The organism is Bordetella sp. H567, assembly GCF_001704295.1.
Lineage (GTDB): Bacteria > Pseudomonadota > Gammaproteobacteria > Burkholderiales > Burkholderiaceae_B > Bordetella_C.
In genome coordinates this window covers 4,217,557-4,238,476 of record NZ_CP012334.1, presented here as the reverse complement: position 1 = coordinate 4,238,476, position 20,920 = coordinate 4,217,557, and the positions used below count along the sequence as shown (strand labels likewise).

Below are 20,920 nucleotides of genomic sequence, written 5' to 3'. Positions count from 1 at the left end.
CACCGCATCGCCGCGCCGGCGCCCCGGCGCCGGCGTGATCGGGCAAGTCGGCCGAACCGAAGCCGAACCGAAGCCCGGCCCGCCGGCGCCGCATCGTCGCGGCGGCCGGCGTGTGCGCTTCAGCGCGCCTTCAGGCCCAGCGTGTCGATCAAGGTATCGATGCGGCGCTCAAGCTCCGGCGAGGCGGGCACCATGGGAAGGCGGTGCTCGTTGCGTTCCAGCAGCCCCAGCCGCTTCATCAGGTACTTCAGCGGGATCGGATTGGTGTCCCAGAAGATCATCTTCATCAGCTCGAACAGCTTGTAGTGCAGCGCGCGCGCCGCGTCGAGCTGCCCGGCGCGCACCAGATTGCACAGCTCCGCGACCTCGCGCGGGGCCACGTTGGCCACCGCGTTCATCGTGCCGCCCGCACCCAGGCACATCATCGGGAAAGTGAACTCCTCCAGCCCGACGAACACCCGGAATTCCGGCCCGAAACGATGCAACATCTCCGTGACGAAGGAGTGATCGTCCACCGCATGCTTGATGCCGACGAAATGCGGCAGCGCCTCGGCAATGTCTTCCAGCGTGCGCAGGTCCGTCTTGAAGGCCGTGCGTCCCGGAATGTGATACATCATCAGCGGGATGTCGACGCGCCGGCCGATATCGATGAAATAGGCGGTCACGCCCCGCTGCGGCGGCCGTACATAGTAGGGCGTCACCAGCAGCAGCGCATCGACCCCGGCCTTGGCGGCATGCTCGGTCAGGGCCACGCTTTCCGCGTGCGACTGCGATCCCGTGGCGGCGACCACCTGCAGGCGTCCACGCGCCGCTTGCACCGCCACGCTGACCGCCTGGTTGCGCTCGTCCACCGTCAGCGTGGACGGCTCCGAGGTCGTGCCGTTGATCAGGACGCCGTGGGTGCCGTTGCTTGCCTGGAAATCGATCAGCGCGGCCAGCCTGTCGTAATCCACCCTGCCGTCCCGGAAGGGCGTGACCAGGGGGGGAATGGACCCGCGCAGGGCATCTTTCTGAAGATTGATCATGCGGTGCTCCACGCGCGTCAGGCGGCCTTGCGATTGGTCATGAACCCTTCCTGCTTGCCCAGCACCACGGCGGGGTGGTGCAGGTCTTCCTGCCACAGCAGCGATTCCATATAGATGTTCAGCGGCTGGTCCTGTACCGTCAGCTCGTACACGTAGTCGTCGTAGGAGGCATGATTGTGGACCGCCCATCCGGGCGCCGACAGCATCAGGTCGCCGGCCTTCCATTCATAGCGGTTGCCGGCCACGCTGCTGTAGCCGCTGCCGGAGAAGTAATAGTTGATCGCCGCCGAAACGTGGCGGTGCGGGCGGTCGATGATCTTGGGCGGCCGGATCGTCATGGTGGCGAAGAAGTTGGGCGTGATGCCGTTGAAGCGGCCGGTCGCGGGGTTGTAGTACATGTACAGGCGCCGGCCGATGTATTCCTTGCCCAGCGCCTCCAGCTTGTCCAGCTGCGGCTTGACCTTGTCCCAGGCGAAGTGCAAGGGCCGGGATTCGACGGCCGTGGGATTGATCAGGGTTTCGTAGGGCATCAGCAGCCCGCCGTCATCCGTGATCGGGAACATGCCGTAGGGATTGCGGCGGCGCGGGTCGTCGTCCGGCGCCTGGGCCGGCGCGGCCGCCTGGGTATCCGCGGGCGCCGACACGTCGGTGACGTAGATGTCCATGAACTGCAGCAGCGGAACGTTGGAATAGGTCAGCCGGACCTGCAGGTCCTTGCCGTCGTTGTAGTGGCTGTAGTGCGTATAGCTGGGATGATTCCACACGTCGTACTGCTTGAACGCGATGCGCTGGCCGCCGACTTCCGTCACCCCCTGGCCGCCGATGCAGAAGTTGACCTCGGTGGCGTTGTGGCGGAAGGGTTCGGTGCGTTCGCCAGGCTTGAGCACCGACAGGCGCACCTGGATGCCCGGCGCCATGCCCGGCGCGAAATCGCGCGCCGACGGGTGCACGATCAGGGATTCACGCCGGCCGCAGGCAGGCAGCGGCGAGGACGCCAGGCGTTCGACCTCGGCGTCGATTTCTTCCTTCGTCACGACGATAGGCGCCCATTGGGTGTTGCGCGAGGCCGGCGGCTGCCCGGCACAGTCGATGAAACTGCCGTTGACGCGGGCAAAGTCGCGGTGGTATTCGCTCATGATGCGGTCTCCGTGGATGTCGGTATAGGGGGCAATGGGACGCGGGCTTCAGCCCGCCCGCGGCGCCGGCGGCGCCGCGAAGAACCTGGGTTTGCTCTTGACCGGCGCGGGCATGGAACGGCCCACGCCCTGCTGCCGGGCGCGGCGCAGGATCTCCGTGCCCAGGGCGAGGTCGGATATGCCCATGCCCATGGCCTTGAACAGCGTCGTGTCCGCGTCCGCGGGCCGGCGCTCCTGGCGCAGGATCCGCTCGGACAGCGTCTGGACGGCGCTCCAGTCGTCGCCGTAGCGGGTGCGGAATTCGCGCGACAACGCACGCGCGCTGGACAGGTCGTCGACCGCCACCACGGCAGCGCGATCGAATACATCCTGGTGGAATTCCTCGCGGTCCGGGGCGATGGCGCCGATGGCGTTCACGTGGCTGCCGGCGCGCAGCATGCCCGCATCCAGGAAGGGCTCGCGCGCCCGCGTCGCCAGCGTGACGACGTCCGCGCCATCGCAGGCGGCGGCCATGCTGCCGCAGGCTCGCGCACGCAGCGCGCGGCCGCCGAATTCGTCGGCAATGCGCGCGGCGAATTCCTCGCGCCTGGCGGCGGTGGGGCTATAGACGCGCACCTCGCGGATATCGCGCACCGCCAGTACCGCGGCCACTTGGGACATGGCCTGCTTGCCGGTGCCCGCCATTGCCAGGACACCCGCATCCTTGCGTGCCAGCCAGTCCGTGGCCAGCCCGGTGGTGCCCCCCGTGCGCAGGTTGCCCAGCGCGAAAGCTTCGATCACGGCGGCCAGCTGGCCGTCGTCGGCATTCCACAACAGCAGCAGCGGGCAGGTACCGCCTTCCGTATGCGCCCAGGTCTTGGTGCCGACATGGTCGCCCAGCCGGGCGCCCAGCGCGTGCAGGTTGTTGCGGCCGAACTGCAGCATGGTCTTGGGCATGCTTTCCGCCTTGCCCTCGGCCTGCAGCCGCAGGCCGCTTTCCAGCGCGGGTATCGCCTCGGCCAGCGTCAGCAGCGCGGTGACCTGCGATTCGGTGATCCAGACGGGTTCTGCGTTCATCATCGTTCCTGTCGTTGCGTATTCGCGCTGGGTGTGCCCGCGCCGGTGGCGGCCGTGTCCGGCATGGCGCCTCCGTGCGCGGCCGAGCCTGACGTGGCCGTGCCGGGATCCGCTGCCTGCGAGGGCAGCCCGAAGCCATCGTCCCGGATCGAGGGGACGGGGGGCGACAGGCGGAAGGTGTTCACGATCAGCGCATGCGTCGCATAGCGGCCGATCAGCATCGCGACCGACACGGCCTGGGCGGGCGGCAGCAGCGTGGCCAGCCGTTCGAATTCCGCTTGCGCTTGCAGCCCGCGCGTGGCGAGCGCGGCGATGACGTAGGCCTGCACCGCGCGCTCGGCCTCCGACATCAGCGTGGCGCGCTCCGGTTCCAGCCGTTCGACCTCGTTTATCCAGTCGTGCCCGAAACCCAGGCGCACGCACAGCCGCTCGTGCTGGTTGCGCTCGTAGGCGTTCTCCATCAGCGTGGCCGTGGTCAGCACGGCGGTCTCCGCCAGCTTGTCGGGCAGCGCGTCCTTCAGCGCTTCGGTGAAGTGCATGAAGGTCAGCAGCACATCCGGTGCATGGCCGGCGACCTGGAACAGTTCACCCAGGTAGCCCAGGCGGCGCACACGCGGCGTCAGGTAGTCGGCCAGGTCCGGCCGCATCTGGTCGAGCCTCAGGCGGGGAATCGATGCGCTCATCGCCGTACTCAGTCGATCGTGATGTGGTATTCGTCCGCGAGCTTCTTCCACTTCACGAGCTCTTCGGCGATCTGCTGCTTCAGTTGCGGTCCGTCCATGTCCAGCGGCACGAACAGTCGCTGCGTCAGGGCCTCGCGCGTTTCTTTTTGGCGTGCCAGCGCCAGGATTTCCGTGCGCAGTTTGTCGACGATGGGCTGCGGCGTCCGGGCGGTGACGAAGAATCCCAGCCACACGGCGAAGTCGTAGTCCTGGAAGCCGGGCATTTCGGCGATGGCCGGTACGTCGGGATGGAAGGGAACGCGATGCCTGGTCGCCACCGCCAGCAGGCGGATCTTGCCGCTCTTGAGCTGCGGGCTGATGTTCGAGATGGCGTTGAACATCACCGGCACCTGCCCGCCCAGGCCGTCGCTAAGCGCCGGGGCGCAGCCCTTGTACGGGACGTGGACCATGTCGATGCCCGCGCGATGCGCGAATTCGACGCCCGCGAAATGCTGGGCGGTGCCGGTCCCGCAGGACGAAAAACTGAGCGTACCGGGATGCGCCTTGCCGTAGGCGATCAGTTCCTGCACCGTATGGACCGGCAGCTTGCTGTTGACGGCCAGGGCCACGGGCGTTTCCGCGATGGCGGCGATGGGGGTCAAGTCCTTTTGCAAGTCGAAGTTCTGCTTGACGCCCAGTGCGGCGTTCACCGTCATGGTGTTGTTGCCGATCAGGATGACCTCGCCATTGGGTGCCGAACGCACCACATACTCGCTGGCGATGTTGCCGGACGCCCCGGCGCGATTTTCGACGATGAAGGTCTGCTTGAAGATCTCGCCCAGCTTGGGCGACAGCATGCGGCCGATCACGTCCGTGCTGCCGCCCGGCGGAAAGGCGGATACCAGCGTAACGGGATGCTCGGGATAAGCGGCGCGGCAGGCGCCGGCCAGGGCCAGTGTCAGGGCGAGCATCGCGGCCAACATCGGCGCCAACTTCGGGGCCGACTTCCGGGCCAACTTCGAGACCGACATCGGGCCTGGCGTGGCGCTCCCGCGGCCGCGCTTGGGCGCAAGTGCATGGCGGTGGAACATGCTTGTCTCCAGGGTTTTATTGGTTTTCTGAATGTGGATCTCATCGTAGAATTCAAATCAACCTATGTATAGATTGATTTACAATCAATCAACCTAACCTCCTGGCCCCACCGGAACTGCCGCATGCCACGTACAAGCAGGAAAATCGCCCCGCCGGCCGCGCGTGACGAAGCGCCCAGCCAGGCCGCCGGCACGCTGGTCGACGCCCGCACCGCCATCGAACGCCTGGGCATCAAGATGCAAACCCTGTACGCCTACGTCAGCCGCGGCTGGATACGCGCGGTGCCCGCGGTGGGCGGCAAGGGCAATCTGTACTACGTGGAAGACCTGGAGGCCTTGGGCGCGCGCGGCCGCGGCAGATCGACGGCGGGCGCCAGCGGCGAGCGCATGATCCGCTGGGGCGGCAATGCCGTGATGCAGACATCCATCACCGCCATCGGGCCGGACGGTCCGCGCTATCGCGGCAAGCCGGCGGCGGACCTGGTGCGCAGCCATCGTTCCTTCGAGGAGTGCACGGAGCTCTTGTGGAACGGCGTGCTGCCCGATGCGGCGGTGGTCTGGCAGCCGGCCAGGCCGGGAGCCGGTTTCCAGGCGCTGGCCGAAGGCATTACCCAGGTCGCGTCGCGCAACCATTCGCGCCGGCTGCTGTCGGTGGCCGTGGAAGCCTATGCGGCCAGCCTGGGGCGTAATCCTGAGCTGACCTTGGGTGCGCCAACGCTGGCGGCACGGCAACTGACGCAGGCCATGGCGGCGGCGACGGGGCTGTTGGCCGCCAGGCCCACCTACGTGCTGAACGACGCGCCGCAGTCGATCGCCGCGGTGCTGGCCGACAAGCTGGATATCCGGCCGACGTCTTCCCATCTGCGCATTCTGGATGCGGCACTGATCCTGAGCGCGGATAACGAACTGGCACCGGCCACCTTTGCTGCCCGCATCGCGGCTTCCGCCGGTGCCGATCTATTCTCCTGCGTGACCACGGCGCTCGGGGCGTTCGAGGGCATGCTGACAGGGCTGGGATGCGAACAGGCGGAGGCGGCCTTGGCGCAGTCCAGGACGGCGGATGCGTACCTGGATCATCTCAAGGGAATGCTGGCCCGCAAGAGCCCGGTGCCCGGCTATGGGCATCCGCTCTATCCCGATGGCGATCCCCGTGCCACGCTGCTGCTGGAACTGGCTCGCGAAATCAACCCCATGCCGATGCGGGGCAAGATCGCGCTGAAATGCGTGGAGCGCGCGCATGAAGAGCTGGGGTTGAAGGCCAACCTGCCCATGGCGTTGGCGGTGCTGTGCGCCGTGTTGGCCGCGCCGGCAGGCACGCCGGGGGCGCTCATGTCCGTCGGCCGCGCGGCGGGGTGGGTGGCGCATGCCCTGGAGCAGCGATTGGCGGGGTTCCTCGTCCGGCCTCGGGCTCGCTACATCGGCCCGTCCTGACCGGCTGCCCGGGGAGGGTTTCGCCGATGCAGACGCCGGCATCCCTCATTCGCGGGCGTCCGCGGCGGCGCGCGCCGCACGCGGGCTGTTCCCGGCCCAAGGGCGTGCATCCGCGCGGCCGCCGCCTAATCGCCACGTGTCAACGCATTGGCCATGGCCGGCGCATACTCGCGCCCCACACGTGCATCGATGACGGCGACCTTGCCCGACCGCACGGCAGCGACGGCCTCCAGCAGCGCATGTTCGAGTTCATTTTTGGCGCTTACCGGCCCCCAAGCCAAGGCACCCTGCGCACGCGCCATGGCCGCAATATCGATTTCGGGCGTTTCCAGCCGCTGCCCGACCGATTTGTTTTCCACCGGCCGCCCCCGCACCACGGCGACCTTCTCCTGGTGGACTTCGTCATTGAAGAAGGACCGGTTGTTCGCCACCACGACGAGCAGCGGAATGCCGTAGCGCACCGCCGTCCAGAACGCCGTGACACCCATCAGGAAATCGCCGTCGCCAAGCACCGCGACGGGCAATCGCGGCCCGCCCATCAGCGCCAATGCGGCGCCGACGGACATCCCAGGCCCGGAACCGACCCCGGCCCCGCCGTCGTAGCCCAGATAGTCCACGGGATGCGAGAACGGATGCGCGCCGCCGGGCCAGCCCAGGTTCGTACGGATCAGGCACGCAGGCGCGTTGCGTTGCAGATGCGCGCTGATCGTCCTGGCGAACACCGTCAGGGGAATGCCGTCGGGGCCGGCGGCCTCGTCGGACCTGGCATCGCTGTGCGTCGCATGGCTGTGCGTGGCCTCGTGGGGATACGCGTCGCGCGCACGCGCGCCGCCGGAATGCGCATCCCACGGCGGCGCCATGCGCGGCGTACCTAGCGACCGTATGGCCTCAAGCAATTGCCCGCTGAACTCGTCCGGATCGCACATCAGGTACGTATCGGTGCCCGTCAGCCCTTGATGTTCCCCGCCATAGCCATTGTGCAGCGTCTGGTCCAGCGATATCTGGATGACATGCGCCGGCACCGGGTCCGCGCCGCACGCGGAACGCAGCGTGCCGGCCAGGTCCACCCAGTCCAGGCTCAGTATGACGTCCGCCTCGCGCAATGCAGCCAGGCCATCTTCGCCCATGAAGTAGCCCGGCGCCGCGCCATGCAGCGGATGGCGGGTCGGAAAGGCGGCGCCCACCTTGACATCCGTCAGCACCGTCGCGCCGCAGTGTTCCGCCAGCGCCACGCGGCGTCGCCAATCCTCTTCGTTGCGCGATACGCGGCCCGCCAGGATCAGCGGCCGGCGCGCCGCGTACAGCAGCCTCGCGACGTCCCGCGCAACGCTGTCGGCGACGCCCGGCCGTCGCGGCGGGTTGTAGCGCTGCAGCGGCGGCAGGGCCGGCGCCGCGGCGCACGGGGCCTCCTGCAGCGCGCTGTCGAAGCAGACGTAGGCCGGGCCGTGCGGCAGCGTGGTGGCGATCTGGCGGGCTCGCAGTACCGCGTCGCGCGCCGCTTCCAGCGATGCCGGCTCGGCATCCCATTTGACGAAGGAGCGCACCAGCGCGCCCTGGTCCTTGGACGTGTGCAGCCAGTCTATCCATGGGCGCCGCCGCGCCGTGTCGACCGGCCCCGTGGCGCCGAACACCAGTACCGGCACGCGATCGCAATAGGCATCGAAGATGGCCATGGAGGCATGCATCAAGCCGACGTTGGCGTGCAGGATCGCGCCCATCGGACGGCCGGTGACTTTCGCATAGCCGTGCGCGATGGCGACCGCGTGTTCCTCATGCAGCACGGTCAGCATGCGGGGCGCATGGTCGCCCAGGTAGTTCACCAGGCTGTCGTGCAGGCCGCGAAAGCTCGCGCCCGGGTTCAGGGCGACATATTCGAGGCCGATGTGGCGCAGCAGGGCGGCCAGATAGTCGCTGCCCCAGCGCGGGGTAGCGTGATCGTTTTGCATGGGCATGGGCGGGGCGGACCTCAGTTCAGGGTGACGTTGACGTTCTTGACCTGCGTGAATTCCAGCAGTTCTTCCTTGCATTCCTCGCGGCCGATGCCGGAACGCTTGTAGCCGCCGAAGGGCGCGCCGATGAAATGGGCGGACGATCCGTTGACCCACACGTAGCCGGCTTGGACGCGTGCTGCCGCGCGGTGCGCGGTGGCCAGGTCGCGCGTCCAGATCGACGCGGTGAGTCCGTAGTCCACGCCGTTGACGGCGGCGAACAAGGCTGCTTCGTCCGACCACTTGAAGACCGAGAGGACCGGGCCGAAGATTTCCTCGCGCGCCACCCGCATCGCCGGCGTGACCCCGGCCAGTATGGTGGGCTCCATGAAGTAGCCGGCCCGCAGCGCGGCGTCTTCGCAGCGGCGTCCGCCGTGCGCGACGCGGGCGCCTTCGGCGGTGGCCGATGCGATATAGGACAGGCTTTTGTCCATCTGCTCGGCCGAGACCAGCGCGCCCATGGTCGTACGCGTATCGGTGGGCAGGCCGGGGCGATGCAGGTCGGCTGTCAGCGTGACGATGCGTTCCAGCATGCGGTCATGCACCGATTCGTGCAGGAACAGGCGGCTGGTGGAACCGCATGATTGGCCGCACCAGGTGAAGTTCATGCCGCGTACGGCACCGAGCGCGGCCTTTTCCGGGTCGGCGTCGGGGTACACCAGCATCGCGTTCTTCCCGCCCAGTTCCAGCAGGACTTTCTTCAAGCCGTCGGCCGCGGTGCGCATCACGGCCTTGCCCGCGTTCACGCTGCCGATCAAGGCGACCGCCGCGACGTCGTCGTGCGCGGCCAGTGCTGCGCCGGTCGTACGGTCGCCCGTCAGGCAGTTCAGCACACCCGGCGGGAAGACCTGGCCGATCAGTTCGAACAGGCGCAGGCTGGAAAGCGGCGCCTGTTCCGGTGGCTTGACGATGACGGTGTTGCCCGCGGCCAGCGGCGCGGCGATCTTGCCGGCGGCGAACATGAAAGGGTGGTTGAAGGGGATGATGCGCGCCACCACGCCTAGCGGCTCGCGCAGCGTGTAGTCCAGCGAACCGTTCGCGGTGGGGATGGTTTCGCCTTTCAGTTCCAGCACCAGGCCGGCGAAGTACTCCAGCTGCGTGGCGGCGATCTCGGCATCCTCGCGCATTTGGCGTACCGGATTGCCGCAATCGGCGGCATCGATCAGTGCCAGCTCCCAGGCATGTTCGCGCACGATGGCGGCCGCCCGGCGCAGCAGGGCGCCGCGTTCGAGCGGCACGGTGTCGCGCCATCCCGCCGCCGCGGCCGCGGCGGACCGGACCGCCGCGTCCACATCGTCCGGCCCCGCGACGGCGTAGACGCCCAGCTCCTGCTGCGTGGCGGGATTGATGCTGCACGCCTGGCGCCCGGATAGCGGCGCATGCCACCGGCCGCCGTAGTACAGGCCGCGCTGCGCGGGCAGGGCGGCCGCCACGCGGCTGGACAGGTCAGGGTTTTCTTCGATGGCGCTCATCGCTGTCGCTCGCCGGCAAGGGGTTCGGGACGGGCGACCAATGCCACCCACCGATACAGGCTATCGCCGGGGATATATATGGGTCAATCTTGATTTCAAATCAACCTAGTCCCTGCGACGGGCAGCGGCGGTGACAAATAAAAAGGCCTTCGAAAGGCTAGCCCTTCGAAGGCCACTGCGTCATGCATGTTGGCCGGGTCCGCTTATCCGTCGCCGCGCCCTGCGCTTGGCGCCCGGGAAGCTCCGGCGCCCGTGCCGCTTTACGGCGCCGGGTTCGGCTGGCGGCGATGTATCGCGTCGATGGCGGCGATCACGCCCTCGTCCAGCGTGACGTTCACGCTCTCGATGTTTTCCTTGAGCTGTTCCAGCGTCGTCGCGCCGATCAGGTTGCTGGTGACGAAGGGCTGCTGGTTGATGAAGGCCAGGGCAAGCTGGGTCGGTGTCAGGCCATGCTGACGGGCCAGCGCCACGTATTCGCTGGCCGCTGCCTCGGCCTGCGGGCTGCTGTAGCGCGTGAAGCGCGTGAACAGTGCCAGGCGCGAGCCCTCGGGCCGCGCGCCGTTCTCATACTTGCCTGTCAACATGCCCATGGCCAGCGGTGAATACGCCAGCAGGCCGACGCCATCGTGATGGCTGAACTCCGACAGGCCCTGTTCGTAGATGCGATTGAGCAGATTGTAGGGATTCTGGATGGAGACGATGCGCGGCAGGCCGTCGACTTCCGCGTGGCGGATGAATTGCGCGACGCCCCAGGGCGTTTCATTGGACACGCCGACGTGTCGGACCTTGCCCTGCTTGACGAAGTCCTGCAGCACGGACAGCGTTTCGGCGATGGGCACGGTATGGTCGTCCTTGAACCATGGATAGGCGTGCTGGCCGAAGGTCATGGTGGTGCGGTCGGGCCAGTGCAGCTGGTACAGGTCCAGGTAGTCCGTGCGCAGGCGCTTCAGGCTTGCGTCCAGGGCGGCGGTCAGGTTCTTGCGGTCATGGAAAGTCTTGCCTTCGCGGATATGCCCGGGCCGCTTGGGGTCGCGCACCGGGCCGGCGATCTTGCTGGCCAGTACGATGTCGTGGCGGCGGCCCGTCTTGGCGATCCAGCTCCCGATATGGGCTTCCGTGCGGCCTTGGGTTTCCGCCTTGGGCGGCACGGGATACATCTCGGCGGTATCGACCAGGTTGATGCCGTGATCCAGCGCGTAGTCCAGCTGCTGGTGGGCGTCGGCTTCGGAGTTCTGTTCGCCGAAGGTCATGGTGCCCAGCCCGATCAGGCTGACGTCGAGATCGGTACGGCCGAGTTTGCGGTATTTCAAGGCGTTCGCTCCGGAAAGGGAAGTGGGGCAGGCCCCAGGCCTGGCGATGTTACACCCCGGTCCCTGAGGCGTAATGTCATGCGGCAGCGGGCCGTAGGGATTTAAGGCATGCGACAGATTGCTGGCACTTGGCACCCAAGTGGCTTATCGTGGTCTCCGGCATTTCGGGGCGGCCCCGAACATCCAGATTGTGGAAGCTTTATTGAATTTCAATCGTATGTCAGGGACGGACGCTACAGTCCGCGCCAACGCTGTTTTGCATTGAAGAGGTTCGGATGAAAGGTAGATCCATCGCGGCAGGCGTGCTCGCGATCGTAGTATTGGGAGGCGTCGCCGCCTGTTCGATCGCGTACCGCAGCGCCATCGATCCCATCGAGCCGCCCGCGGCCGCGGCGTTCGACGCGGGTTCGATCGCGCGCGGCGCGCAATTGGCGGCGGTGGGCGACTGCATATCCTGTCACACCTCGGCGGGGGGCAAGTCCTATGCGGGCGGCGCGCCGCTGGAGACGCCCTTCGGCACCTTGTACAGCACCAATATCACGCCCGATCCGGACACCGGCATCGGGCGATGGTCGCTCGTCGCGTTCACCCGCGCCATGCGCGAAGGCGTCTCGCGTGACGGGCACCTGCTGTATCCGGCCTTTCCCTATCCGCATTTCACGCGGATGTCGGACGCGGACATCAAGGACGTGTACGCGTACATGATGACGCGCACGCCGGTCAAGGCGCCCGCGCGCGACAATGCGCTCACCTTCCCGCTGGGGTTCCGGCCGCTGATTGCCGGATGGAACCTGCTTTACCTGCATCCCGGGCCCGCCACGGAGGATGCCTCGCATAACGCCGAATGGCTGCGCGGGCGCTATCTGGTCGAAGGCCCCGGGCACTGCGCTGCCTGCCATACCCCCATGAACACCCTGGGCGCGGAGGAAAGCGGCAAGCCCTTCGCCGGCGGCAGCATCGACGGGTGGGATGTCCCGCCCTTGAATGCGCTGGGCCACAGGCAGCCCGCCTGGACGGCCGACCAGTTGACGTCCTACCTGCGCACGGGCCTGGCCAGCCAGCACGGCGCGGCCGCCGGCCCGATGGAGCCGGTGACCCGCCAACTGGCCCTGGTATCCGAAAACGACGTGCGTGCCATGGCGGTGTATCTGCTGTCGCTGGACGGCCAGCCAGCGGGCGCCGCGCCGCCCGCCCCAGCCGCCCAGGCCGCCAACCCGGCTCAGCCCGCTGCCCAGGCCGTCGCGCAAGCGCAGCCGCCGGCCCAGGGCGATGCGCAGCGCCTGCAACGCGGCGGCGCGCTGTTCAATTCGACCTGCGCGGCATGCCATGCGGCCTCCGCGCCCATGACGTCGATCGGCGGCCGGCCGTCGCTGGCCGCCAGTTCGGTCGTCAACGCCGACAGCCCGCGCAACGCCATCAATCTGGTCCTGCAGGGCATCCCCCTGAGGGGCTCCGCCGCTTCCCATTACATGCCTTCTTTCGCGCATACGCTGAACGACCAGCAGGTCGCCGACATCCTGGCCTATACCCGCGTGCAGATCGCGCAGCGGCCGGCCTGGGCCAGCCTGGATGACTCGGTCGCGAAGGTCCGCAAGGAGAACACGTCCAAATGATTACCCTGACCGTCAACGGCGTGGCGCATGACCTGGACATCGATCCCTCGATGCCCCTGTTGTATGCCCTGCGCAACCATCTTGAACTGAACGGCGCCAAATTCGGCTGCGGCATGGGCCAGTGCGGCGCGTGCACCGTGATCGTCGACCAGCAGCCGGTGTTCTCCTGCCAATTCCCCGCATCGTCCGCGCAGGGCCGGCAGGTCCGCACCATCGAAGGCTTGGGCACGCCGGAGCATCCCAGCCCGCTGCAGAAAGCCTTCATCGACAAGCAGGCGGCACAATGCGGCTATTGCATCGCCGGCATGGTGATGCGCGCCCAGGCGCTGCTGGACCGCAACAGCGCGCCCACCGAGGCGGAGATCCGCGAACATATGCAGACCAACCTGTGCCGCTGCGGCACGCATATGCGCATCCTGGCCGCGGTTTCCCAGGCCGCCGAATCGATGCGCGCCGCCGGCGCCGCCAACGGCCAGACCGCCGTGGGAGCCGCCAAATGAACGCTCCCCGCGATCTCCCGCACGATCCCACGCGCCGCCGCTTCCTGGCGGCCGGCGCCATCACGGTGGGTTTCTCGCTGCTGCCCCATATGCCCGCCATGGCGCAGGAAGCCGCCAGGAAAGGCCCCAAGCTGCCGGGCAACCTGAACACGACGCCCATGCTGGATGCCTGGATCCGCCTGGATGAAAGCGGCAAGCTGACCGTCTTCACCGGCAAGGCCGAGCTGGGCACCGGCGTGCGCACGGCGTTCATCCAGATCGCCGCGGAAGAACTCGATGTCGCGCCTGAGGCGGTGCATCTGGTCACCGCCGATACCGCCCGCACGCCCAACGAAGGCTATACCGCCGGCAGCCATTCCCTGGCCGATAGCGGCACGGCGATCCTGAACGCGGCGGCGCAGGTGCGCGGGCTGCTGATGCAGGCGGCCGCCACGCGGCTGCAGGTCAGCGCCGATACCCTGAAGGTTGCCAACGGCGTGATCCAGTCGGCGGACGGCCGGCGGCTGACCTATGGCGAAGCGGTGTCCGGCCTGGACCTGCACCGTGCGGCGCAGGCGGAATCCCCCCTGAAGGATCCGCGCACCCACACGGTGCTGGGACAATCGATGCAGCGCGTCGACATTCCCGGCAAGGTCACCGGCGGCCCCAGCTACGTGCAGGACATGCGCTTGCCCGGCATGGTGCATGCGCGAGTGGTGCGGCAGCCTTCGTATGGCGCGCGCCTCATCAAGGCGGACATCGACGGCGTGCAAGCCATGCCGGGCGTCGTCAAGGTGGTGCGCGATGGCAACTACCTGGCCGTGGTGGCCCAGGACGAATGGCAGGCCATCGTTGCCATGCGGGCACTGGCGCAGTCCGCGCAATGGGAAGAAACCTACGTCCTGCCCGACGAGGCCCGCATCCATGACTACCTGAAGACGTTGCCGTCGCGCGAAATCGATGTCATCGACCGCAAGGGCCCGGCCGCGCCCGCCGCCCAGACCTTGAAGGCACGTTTCTCCAAGCCTTACCTCACCCACGGTTCCATCGGTCCTTCCTGCGCGGTGGCGCAGTTCGACGACGGCTCGATGACGGTATGGACGCATACGCAGGGGGTCTTCCCGCTGCGCAAGGGCCTGGCGGAAATGCTCTCGCTGCCCCAGGAAAAAGTGCGCTGTATCCACGTCGAAGGTTCGGGCTGCTATGGCCACAACGGCGCCGACGACGTGGCGGCCGATGCCGCGCTGATCGCCCGCGCGGTGCCCGGCCGCCCGGTGCGCATCCAGTGGATGCGCGACCAGGAACACACCTGGGAGCCGGCGGGACCTCCCATGGTGACCGAAGTGCAGGCATCGCTGGACGCCCAGGGCAATATCGTCGATTGGCAGTACGAAATCTGGAGCAACGGCCACAACCAGCGCATCGACAATGCCGGCCGCATGATTCCCACGTGGGCCCTGGCCCAGCCTTTCACGCCGGCGCCGCCCGTGCCGATTCCCATGCCGGAAGGCGGGGGCGATCGCAACAGCATTCCGCTGTATGCGTTCCCCAACACCAAGGTGCTGCACCACTTCATTCCCGAGATGCCCCTGCGCGTGTCGGCGATGCGGTCGCTGGGCGCCTATATGAACATCTTCGCCATCGAGAGCTTCATGGACGAGCTGGCCGTGGCGGCCAAGGCCGACCCGGTCGAGTTCCGCCTGCGCCACTTGAAGGACCCGCGCGCCCGCGACGTGGTCCAGCTGGCGGCCGAGCGCTTCGGCTGGGATCCCAAGCGCAAGCGCGAACCGGGCCGCGGCTTCGGTTTTTCCTTCGCCATGTACAAGAACCTGATGGCCTACCTGGCCATCGGCATGGAATTGACGGTGGACCACGATACGGGCGAAGTGCACATCCATCGCGCCGTCGCGGCGATCGACACGGGGCAGATCGTCAACCCGGACGGCGTACGCAACCAGGTGGAAGGCGGCATCATCCAGTCCGTCAGCTGGACGCTGTATGAACAGCTGCGCTTCGACAAGCGGCGCATCACCAGCTTTGACTGGAGCACCTATCCCATCCTGCGTTTTTCCAATGTGCCGGAGCATATCGAGGTGCATTTGATCGATCGTCCCGGCGCGCCCTTCCTGGGCGCCGGCGAAGCGTCGCAGGGGCCGGCATCGGCTTGCGTGGCCAACGCGATCGCGGACGCCACCGGCATGCGCCTGCGCGACACGCCCTTGGCCGCCGGCCCGCGCCTGAAGGACTACCCGCACGCCTGAGGCGTGCGCCATGCCGGATGCCCTCGCCGGGGGATCCGGCAAAAAAAAGGCTTGCTCCTTATCGGAGCAAGCCTTTTTTGCAATGCCGCGCGCCTTGCGCGGCGCGGTGGCCTATTGCTTCTTGCTGAAGTCGCCGGCCACTGCCGTGCTGAAGTCTTCCGGCTTCATGTACTTGCGCAGGATGTCGTTGACCTCGGCCGGCGTCAGCGCGGCGATCTGCTTGTCCATGTCCGCTGACCAGGCAAAGGTGCGGCCCCGCCGGATGTAGTCGATCCACGTGCTGGCCAGGACATCGTCCTGGGCGCGCGCCAGGCGCCGGTAGTTCAGCAGCGAGGCGATGCCGTCGCGGATTTCAGCATCGGTGAAGCCGTCCTTGCGGACGCGCGCCAGTTCCTCGGTGATGGCCTGTTCCAGGCGCTGGCGGTTTTCCGGCGCGTAGATCGCATAGACCGTCCAGCTGCCGCGCGGTTCGAAGGACGATACCGACAGATTGCTGCGCACGTTGTACGACAGCCCCTCTTTTTCGCGGACGCGATTCCACAGCCGGGAGGTTTCCGACGTGCCGAGCAGGTAATTCGCCATGTATAGCGCCGCGAAGTCCGGCGAGGTGTCCTGCAAGGGCAGGGGCAGGCGGCTGGCGTAGAAGGCATTCGCCTTGTCGGGCGTGGGGATATCCAACTTCTGCGCCGGGACGGGGCGGTAGGGTTCAGGTACCCGGGTGTAGGGGGCGCCGCGCTTCCAGCCCGCCAGGCCTTTCTTCAGCGCGCTTTCGGTGGCCTCGGCATCGAAGTCGCCCACGGCGGAAAAGGCGATGGTGCCGGCGCCGTAGAACCGGTTGTGAAAGCGCGCCAGCACGTCATGCGACAGGGCACGGACGCTGGCCAGGGATTCGTCGAAGGTCGGCACGTAGCGGATGTCGTCCTTGGGCCACGGATTGTCCTCGCGCGCCAGGGCGCGCAGCGCCAGGGACGAGGGTTCGTTCATGGCGTTCTGGATGGCGGTCACGGCCTGGGCCTTGTATTCGTCCAGCTGCGCCTGCGGGAAATTGGCGTTGCGCACGATGTCCAGCACCGTGGCCACCACGTCGGGCAGGTTGTCTCGCGTGGTGGAGATGGACACCGACAGATTGGTGCCCGAGCCGCTGAAGTTGACGTCCGCCTTCAGCTGGTCGAAGCGATCCTGGATGGCCTGGCGCGACAGCTTGGACGTGCCGCGGTCCAGCATATCCGCCACGGCGTCGGCCACGGCGCGCTGCCCGCGCAGGGTGTCGACGTTGCCGAACTGAACCAGCAGCCGCGCGCGCACGCGGTGGCCGCGCGTCGACTTGGAGAGCAGCGCCACGTCCACCTTGCCGTTGGGCAGCTCCAGCGTGCGCCGCGCCGTCAGCTTGTCGATGTTGGCTGGCGTGGGATCGAAGGCGGCCGCCTGGGTGTAGCCGGGATCGCCCTTGTAGTTATTCAGCACGTCGGTCAGGTCGACACGCGTGTTCACCGGCGCGCGCACGGGCTTGGCCGTGGGAATGTAGCGGCCGGCAGTGCGGTTGCTGGGCACCAGGTATTCCGCGGCGACGCGTTGCACGTCGGCCAGCTTGGCCTCGCGCACCCGATCGCGCTGCAGGAAGAACAGGCGCCAGTCGCCGCTGGCGATGGCCTCGGACAGCGCAACGCCGATTTTCTGGGGATCGCTATAGGTTTGTTCCCAGTCGCGCAGCCACTTGCTGCGGGCGCGATCGAGCTCTTCCTGGGTGAAGGGGGTGTGCGCCACCGATTCCAGCGCGCCGGTCAGCGCCTTGAGCGAGGCGTCCTGACTCATGCCCGGTTCCAGCTGCGCGCCGAACAGCACGACGCCCGGGTCGCGCTGCTCCATGGTGAAGCCGAACACGTCCGAGGCCAGTTTGCGGCGCACCAGTTCGCGATACAGCCGTCCCGACGGTGTATCCGAGAGCATGGTCGTGGCCAGGTCCAGCCGCGCGAAATCGGGGCTGCCCGCGGCGGGAATATGGTACATGGCGGCAACCAGCGGCGTGCCGCCGGCACGGCGCAGCGTGACTTCGCGTTCGCCGTCCTGCACCGGCTCGACGGTATATTCGCGTGGCAGCGTGCGCGTCGGCTTGGGCAGCTTGCCCAGCGTCTTGCTGATGGTTTCCAGGGCGTCCTGGGGATTGAATTTGCCGGCGACGATGAGGACGGCGTTATCCGGCTGGTAGTACTCGCGGTAGAACGCCTGCAGCTGCGCGATATCGACGTTTTCGACATCCGCGCGGGCGCCTATGGTGTCCTTGCCGTAGTTGTGCCACTGGAACGCCGTCGCTTCCATCTTCTGCATGAGGATGCGGAAGGGGCTGTTTTCCCCGCTTTCCATTTCGTTGCGCACGACGGTCATTTCCGAATCCAGGTCTTCGCGCGAGATCAGCGAATTGACCATGGCGTCGGCCTGCCAGCCCAGGTACCAGTCCAGCGTATCGGCATTGGCGGCGAAGCTGGCGAAGTAGTTCGTGCGGTCGCTGGAGGTGGAGCCGTTGGCGGCCAGGCCGCGGCGCGAGAATTCGCCCATGGCGTTGCGGGTGGTGGGCGTGCCCTTGAACATCATGTGTTCAAGCAGGTGGGCCATGCCCGTCTGGCCGTAGTTTTCGTTGCGCGACCCCACCAGGTAGGTCATGTTGACGGTGGTGGTGGGCTTGGAGTCGTCCGGCGCGAGCAGGACGCGCAGGCCGTTGCTCAGGCGGAATTCCGTGATGCCCTCCACCGAGGCGACTTCCGTCGTGCCTTCCGGCAGCGTTGCTGCGCCGGCCTGGAAGGCCAGGAAGGACGAGAAAATCAGTGTCTTCAGGTGGCGCGACAATGCGGGGGTGGATATGGGCATGGACCGGTTTCCCTGCAAATGGATGAAGTTGTTGGAGTGTATACGGCGCGATAGGTTCCAGCCGCGTCCCCCCTGGTTCCGTGGGAAATTTCACGGCCAAGGTATATTCCTACCCGAAAGGAAAAACCCACCCCCCGAAGCGCTTCGCGCTTCCCCCTCGAAGGGGACGACGGTGGCGGACCGGCGGAGCCGGATCCGCTGCGTCCTCGCTCTGGGAATACCTTTGCATGGCGTGCGCCGGTGAAGCGCAATGGATCACTACTAGGAACGAATTCGAAATGAAGCTTTTCCAGAAAATCCTTTTCCTGCTGGCCGCCTGGAGCCTGTGCGCCGCTGCCGCGGCGCGTTCGCCCGTGGTCGTCGATACCTATGGGCCGACCAAGGGGGCCAAGACGCCCCAGTACACGGTCGACGCGGATGCGCGGCGGCTGGACGGCAAGCAGCTGGGCATGGCCCTGGCGGCCGTCGCGCGCGACAAGAAGCGCGGGCCCGCCACGCCGGTGGCGGTGCTGGTCGACCCCGCGCTGACCGTGAACGACGTCAATGCCCTGTCGCGCGTGGTGAACCTGTCCGGCATGAAGAACGCGCGCTATTTCGTCTACCAGCGCGATCGTGGCATGGTCATGGAGTTCACCCCCGGCAATCCGGACAACGCCTTCCCCCGTTCGCGCCTGGATTCCGAAGTCATGGCCGCGCCCAAGTAAACCCCGTGCCAATGAGTACGCCATGATCCTGGTCGACTGCAGCCACGAGCGCCACGCCGGCGCCATCCTGGACATCTTCAACGACGCCATCCTGACGTCGACGGCCCTGTACGACTACCAGCCGCGCACCGCCGCCACCATGCAGGCCTGGTTCGAGGCCAAGCGCAAGGGCGGTTTTCCGGTCATCGGTTTCGAGGACGACGCCGGTGTGCTCATGGGGTTCGCCAGCTACGGGACATTCCGCGCCTTCCCCGCCTTCAAGTATTCCGTCGAGCACTCCGTGTACGTGCACCGCGACTTCCGCGGCCGCGGGCTGGGCGAAGCGCTGATGCGAGCCCTGGTCGAGCGGGCCCGGGACCAGCAGTATCACCTCCTGGTCGGCGCGATCGATTCCACCAACCAGGCCAGTTGCGCCCTGCATGAAAAGCTGGGCTTCACGCATGCCGGCACGGTGCGGCAGGCGGGCTTCAAATTCGGCCGCTGGCTGGACGTGGCGTTCTACCAGCTGCTGCTCGATACGCCGGACCAGCCGGTGGACGGCTGACGGCAGCCGACGCGGCGAGGATCCGCACGGCACATTGCACGGCGCCATCCGGGGCCGCGCCTCGGGCCAGGGTGGGCCCGTCCGGGGGCGAGCGCCCCCGCGTCATTTGGACAACAGGTGCATGGCCTGCTCCAGTCCTGCCACGGTGACCGGATACATGCGGTCGTGCATGATTTCCCGCAGGATGGCAATGGACTGCCGATAGGGCCAGGAAGCGGTGGGTTCGGGGTTCAGCCAGGCCGCCTTGGGCCAGGCCTCCAGCAGGCGCTGCAGCCACACCGCGCCGGCTTCCTTGTTCATGTGTTCCACCGAGCCGCCGGGCTGCAGGATTTCGTAGGGGCTCATCGTGGCATCGCCCACGACGATCAGGCGCCAGTCGGCGTTGTATTTGCGAAGGATGTCCCAGGTATCGAAGCCGTCGCTCTGGCGGCGCCGGTTGCTTTGCCACAGTCGCTCGTAGGGGCAGTTGTGGAAATAATAGACATCCAGGTGGCGGAATTCGCTGCGCGCGGCGGAAAACAGCTCCTCGACGCGGGCGATGTGGTCGTCCATGCTGCCGCCCACGTCCAGCAGCATCAGCACCTTCACGGTGTTGCGCCGTTCCGGCACCATGCGCAAGTCCAGGTGGCCGGCATTGCGCGCCGTGCTGGCGATGGTGCCGTCCAGGTCCAGTTCCAGGTCGGCGCCTTGCCTGGCGAAGCGGCGCAGGCGCCGCAGTGCCACCTTGAAGTTGCGCGTGCCCAGTTCCAGCGTGTCGTCGTAGTCGCGGAACTGGCGCATGTCCCAGACCTTGACCGCGCTGCGGTTGCCGGCGGAATCGCCGCCCACGCGTATGCCTTCGGGGTGATAGCCGCCGTTGCCGAAGGCCGAGGTGCCGCCGGTGCCTATCCATTTGCTGCCGCCGGCATGGCGCTCGGTCTGTTCCTGCAGCCGTTGCTTGAACAACTGCATCAGCTTGTCCCAGCCATGGGTTTCGATGGCGGCCTTTTCTTCCGGCGTCAGCGTGCGCTCGAACTGCTTGACCAGCCAGTCCAGGGGGATTTCCTTGTCCGGCGGCAGGGAGGCCGCGATACCGCGGTAATAGGCGGCGAACGCCTGGTCGTAGCGGTCGAAGAGCGTTTCATCCTTGACCAGCGCCATGCGCGACAGGTGGTAGAAATCGTCCAGCGTGGGCGCCATCAGCGGCTGGCGCAGCGATTCGAGCAGGGTCAGGTACTCCTGCACCGAAACGGGAAGCCGGTGCGCGCGCAGGTGATAGAAGAAGTCGATCAGCATGGCGGTATCCC

The 20,920-nt window shown here is 67.1% G+C and carries 16 protein-coding genes; 6 read left to right on the top strand and 10 right to left on the bottom strand.

What is annotated here, in order from left to right:
- Window positions 1-119: 119 nt before the first annotated feature.
- Genes dapA through AKI39_RS19035 form a run of 5 tightly spaced genes read right to left on the bottom strand, consistent with a single transcriptional unit; the run spans window position 120 to window position 4,970 of the window.
- Window positions 120-1,025, bottom strand: a complete 906-nt coding sequence (gene dapA / locus AKI39_RS19055) for a 4-hydroxy-tetrahydrodipicolinate synthase (protein ID WP_066639578.1) — start codon at window positions 1,023-1,025, stop codon at window positions 120-122.
- A 17-nt stretch (window positions 1,026-1,042) separates the two neighbouring features.
- The gene (locus AKI39_RS19050; protein WP_066639576.1) at window positions 1,043-2,161 is read right to left on the bottom strand and encodes a cupin domain-containing protein; all 1,119 of its coding nucleotides are present in this window, start codon (window positions 2,159-2,161) and stop codon (window positions 1,043-1,045) included.
- A gap of 48 nt (window positions 2,162-2,209) precedes the next feature.
- Window positions 2,210-3,217: an ornithine cyclodeaminase family protein gene (locus tag AKI39_RS19045; RefSeq protein WP_066639569.1), complete on the bottom strand. Its 1,008-nt coding sequence runs from the start codon at window positions 3,215-3,217 to the stop codon at window positions 2,210-2,212.
- Window positions 3,217-3,900: a hypothetical protein gene (locus AKI39_RS19040; protein WP_235610677.1), complete on the bottom strand. Its 684-nt coding sequence runs from the start codon at window positions 3,898-3,900 to the stop codon at window positions 3,217-3,219. The genes AKI39_RS19045 and AKI39_RS19040 overlap by 1 nt, the downstream gene beginning before the upstream one ends.
- Window positions 3,901-3,908: 8 nt before the next feature.
- On the bottom strand, window positions 3,909-4,970 hold the full coding sequence (locus tag AKI39_RS19035) for a Bug family tripartite tricarboxylate transporter substrate binding protein (protein WP_083228929.1): 1,062 nt from the start codon (window positions 4,968-4,970) through the stop codon (window positions 3,909-3,911).
- Window positions 4,971-5,093: 123 nt separating this feature from the next.
- Here AKI39_RS19035 and AKI39_RS19030 point away from each other — a divergent pair, with 123 nt between their 5' ends.
- Window positions 5,094-6,401 (top strand): citrate/2-methylcitrate synthase, encoded by a 1,308-nt coding sequence (locus tag AKI39_RS19030; RefSeq protein WP_083228928.1) that lies wholly within the window; start codon window positions 5,094-5,096, stop codon window positions 6,399-6,401.
- 125 nt (window positions 6,402-6,526) lie between these two features.
- Here AKI39_RS19030 and AKI39_RS19025 read toward each other — a convergent pair whose 3' ends face one another.
- The 3 genes from AKI39_RS19025 to AKI39_RS19015 all read right to left on the bottom strand — a co-directional run bounded on the left by AKI39_RS19025 (window position 6,527) and on the right by AKI39_RS19015 (window position 11,171).
- Entirely contained in the window at window positions 6,527-8,347 is a 1,821-nt protein-coding gene (locus tag AKI39_RS19025; protein ID WP_145925319.1) for a thiamine pyrophosphate-binding protein, read from the bottom strand.
- Between the two features lie 20 nt (window positions 8,348-8,367).
- Window positions 8,368-9,861 (bottom strand): aldehyde dehydrogenase family protein, encoded by a 1,494-nt coding sequence (locus AKI39_RS19020; protein ID WP_066639556.1) that lies wholly within the window; start codon window positions 9,859-9,861, stop codon window positions 8,368-8,370.
- 260 nt (window positions 9,862-10,121) lie between these two features.
- Window positions 10,122-11,171 (bottom strand): NADP(H)-dependent aldo-keto reductase, encoded by a 1,050-nt coding sequence (locus tag AKI39_RS19015; protein WP_066639553.1) that lies wholly within the window; start codon window positions 11,169-11,171, stop codon window positions 10,122-10,124.
- A gap of 275 nt (window positions 11,172-11,446) precedes the next feature.
- Between AKI39_RS19015 and AKI39_RS19010 the strand changes: the two genes are divergently transcribed.
- Genes AKI39_RS19010 through AKI39_RS19000 form a run of 3 tightly spaced genes read left to right on the top strand, consistent with a single transcriptional unit; the run spans window position 11,447 to window position 15,524 of the window.
- Window positions 11,447-12,784 (top strand): cytochrome c, encoded by a 1,338-nt coding sequence (locus tag AKI39_RS19010; protein WP_066639550.1) that lies wholly within the window; start codon window positions 11,447-11,449, stop codon window positions 12,782-12,784.
- Window positions 12,781-13,284, top strand: coding sequence for a (2Fe-2S)-binding protein (locus tag AKI39_RS19005; RefSeq protein WP_066639546.1), 504 nt, complete (start codon window positions 12,781-12,783; stop codon window positions 13,282-13,284). Before AKI39_RS19010 ends, AKI39_RS19005 begins: the two co-directional genes overlap by 4 nt.
- The gene (locus tag AKI39_RS19000) at window positions 13,281-15,524 is read left to right on the top strand and encodes a xanthine dehydrogenase family protein molybdopterin-binding subunit (RefSeq protein ID WP_066639543.1); all 2,244 of its coding nucleotides are present in this window, start codon (window positions 13,281-13,283) and stop codon (window positions 15,522-15,524) included. The genes AKI39_RS19005 and AKI39_RS19000 overlap by 4 nt, the downstream gene beginning before the upstream one ends.
- A gap of 111 nt (window positions 15,525-15,635) precedes the next feature.
- Here the strand turns inward: AKI39_RS19000 and AKI39_RS18995 are convergent, their stop codons facing one another.
- On the bottom strand, window positions 15,636-18,380 hold the full coding sequence (locus AKI39_RS18995) for a M16 family metallopeptidase (protein WP_145925446.1): 2,745 nt from the start codon (window positions 18,378-18,380) through the stop codon (window positions 15,636-15,638).
- 284 nt (window positions 18,381-18,664) lie between these two features.
- Here AKI39_RS18995 and AKI39_RS18990 point away from each other — a divergent pair, with 284 nt between their 5' ends.
- Together AKI39_RS18990 and AKI39_RS18985 are read left to right on the top strand one after the other, a co-directional pair.
- Entirely contained in the window at window positions 18,665-19,090 is a 426-nt protein-coding gene (locus tag AKI39_RS18990) for a hypothetical protein (protein ID WP_066639530.1), read from the top strand.
- 22 nt (window positions 19,091-19,112) lie between these two features.
- Window positions 19,113-19,634 (top strand): GNAT family N-acetyltransferase, encoded by a 522-nt coding sequence (locus AKI39_RS18985; protein ID WP_066639527.1) that lies wholly within the window; start codon window positions 19,113-19,115, stop codon window positions 19,632-19,634.
- A gap of 102 nt (window positions 19,635-19,736) precedes the next feature.
- Here AKI39_RS18985 and AKI39_RS18980 read toward each other — a convergent pair whose 3' ends face one another.
- Complete coding sequence (locus AKI39_RS18980; RefSeq protein WP_066639524.1) at window positions 19,737-20,909, bottom strand: vWA domain-containing protein; 1,173 nt, start codon at window positions 20,907-20,909, stop codon at window positions 19,737-19,739.
- Window positions 20,910-20,920 lie beyond the last annotated feature (11 nt).

What these genes read in the sequence shown, in the direction of transcription:
- dapA (WP_066639578.1), bottom strand. Translation starts at nt 1,025, where the DNA reads ATGATCAATCTTCAGAAAGATGCCCTGCGCGGGTCCATTCCCCCCCTG.
- AKI39_RS19050 (WP_066639576.1), bottom strand. Translation starts at nt 2,161, where the DNA reads ATGAGCGAATACCACCGCGACTTTGCCCGCGTCAACGGCAGTTTCATC.
- AKI39_RS19045 (WP_066639569.1), bottom strand. Translation starts at nt 3,217, where the DNA reads ATGAACGCAGAACCCGTCTGGATCACCGAATCGCAGGTCACCGCGCTG.
- AKI39_RS19040 (WP_235610677.1), bottom strand. Translation starts at nt 3,900, where the DNA reads ATGAGCGCATCGATTCCCCGCCTGAGGCTCGACCAGATGCGGCCGGAC.
- AKI39_RS19035 (WP_083228929.1), bottom strand. Translation starts at nt 4,970, where the DNA reads ATGTTCCACCGCCATGCACTTGCGCCCAAGCGCGGCCGCGGGAGCGCC.
- AKI39_RS19030 (WP_083228928.1), top strand. Translation starts at nt 5,094, where the DNA reads ATGCCACGTACAAGCAGGAAAATCGCCCCGCCGGCCGCGCGTGACGAA.
- AKI39_RS19025 (WP_145925319.1), bottom strand. Translation starts at nt 8,347, where the DNA reads ATGCAAAACGATCACGCTACCCCGCGCTGGGGCAGCGACTATCTGGCC.
- AKI39_RS19020 (WP_066639556.1), bottom strand. Translation starts at nt 9,861, where the DNA reads ATGAGCGCCATCGAAGAAAACCCTGACCTGTCCAGCCGCGTGGCGGCC.
- AKI39_RS19010 (WP_066639550.1), top strand. Translation starts at nt 11,447, where the DNA reads ATGAAAGGTAGATCCATCGCGGCAGGCGTGCTCGCGATCGTAGTATTG.
- AKI39_RS19005 (WP_066639546.1), top strand. Translation starts at nt 12,781, where the DNA reads ATGATTACCCTGACCGTCAACGGCGTGGCGCATGACCTGGACATCGAT.
- AKI39_RS19000 (WP_066639543.1), top strand. Translation starts at nt 13,281, where the DNA reads ATGAACGCTCCCCGCGATCTCCCGCACGATCCCACGCGCCGCCGCTTC.
- AKI39_RS18990 (WP_066639530.1), top strand. Translation starts at nt 18,665, where the DNA reads ATGAAGCTTTTCCAGAAAATCCTTTTCCTGCTGGCCGCCTGGAGCCTG.
- AKI39_RS18985 (WP_066639527.1), top strand. Translation starts at nt 19,113, where the DNA reads ATGATCCTGGTCGACTGCAGCCACGAGCGCCACGCCGGCGCCATCCTG.
- AKI39_RS18980 (WP_066639524.1), bottom strand. Translation starts at nt 20,909, where the DNA reads ATGCTGATCGACTTCTTCTATCACCTGCGCGCGCACCGGCTTCCCGTT.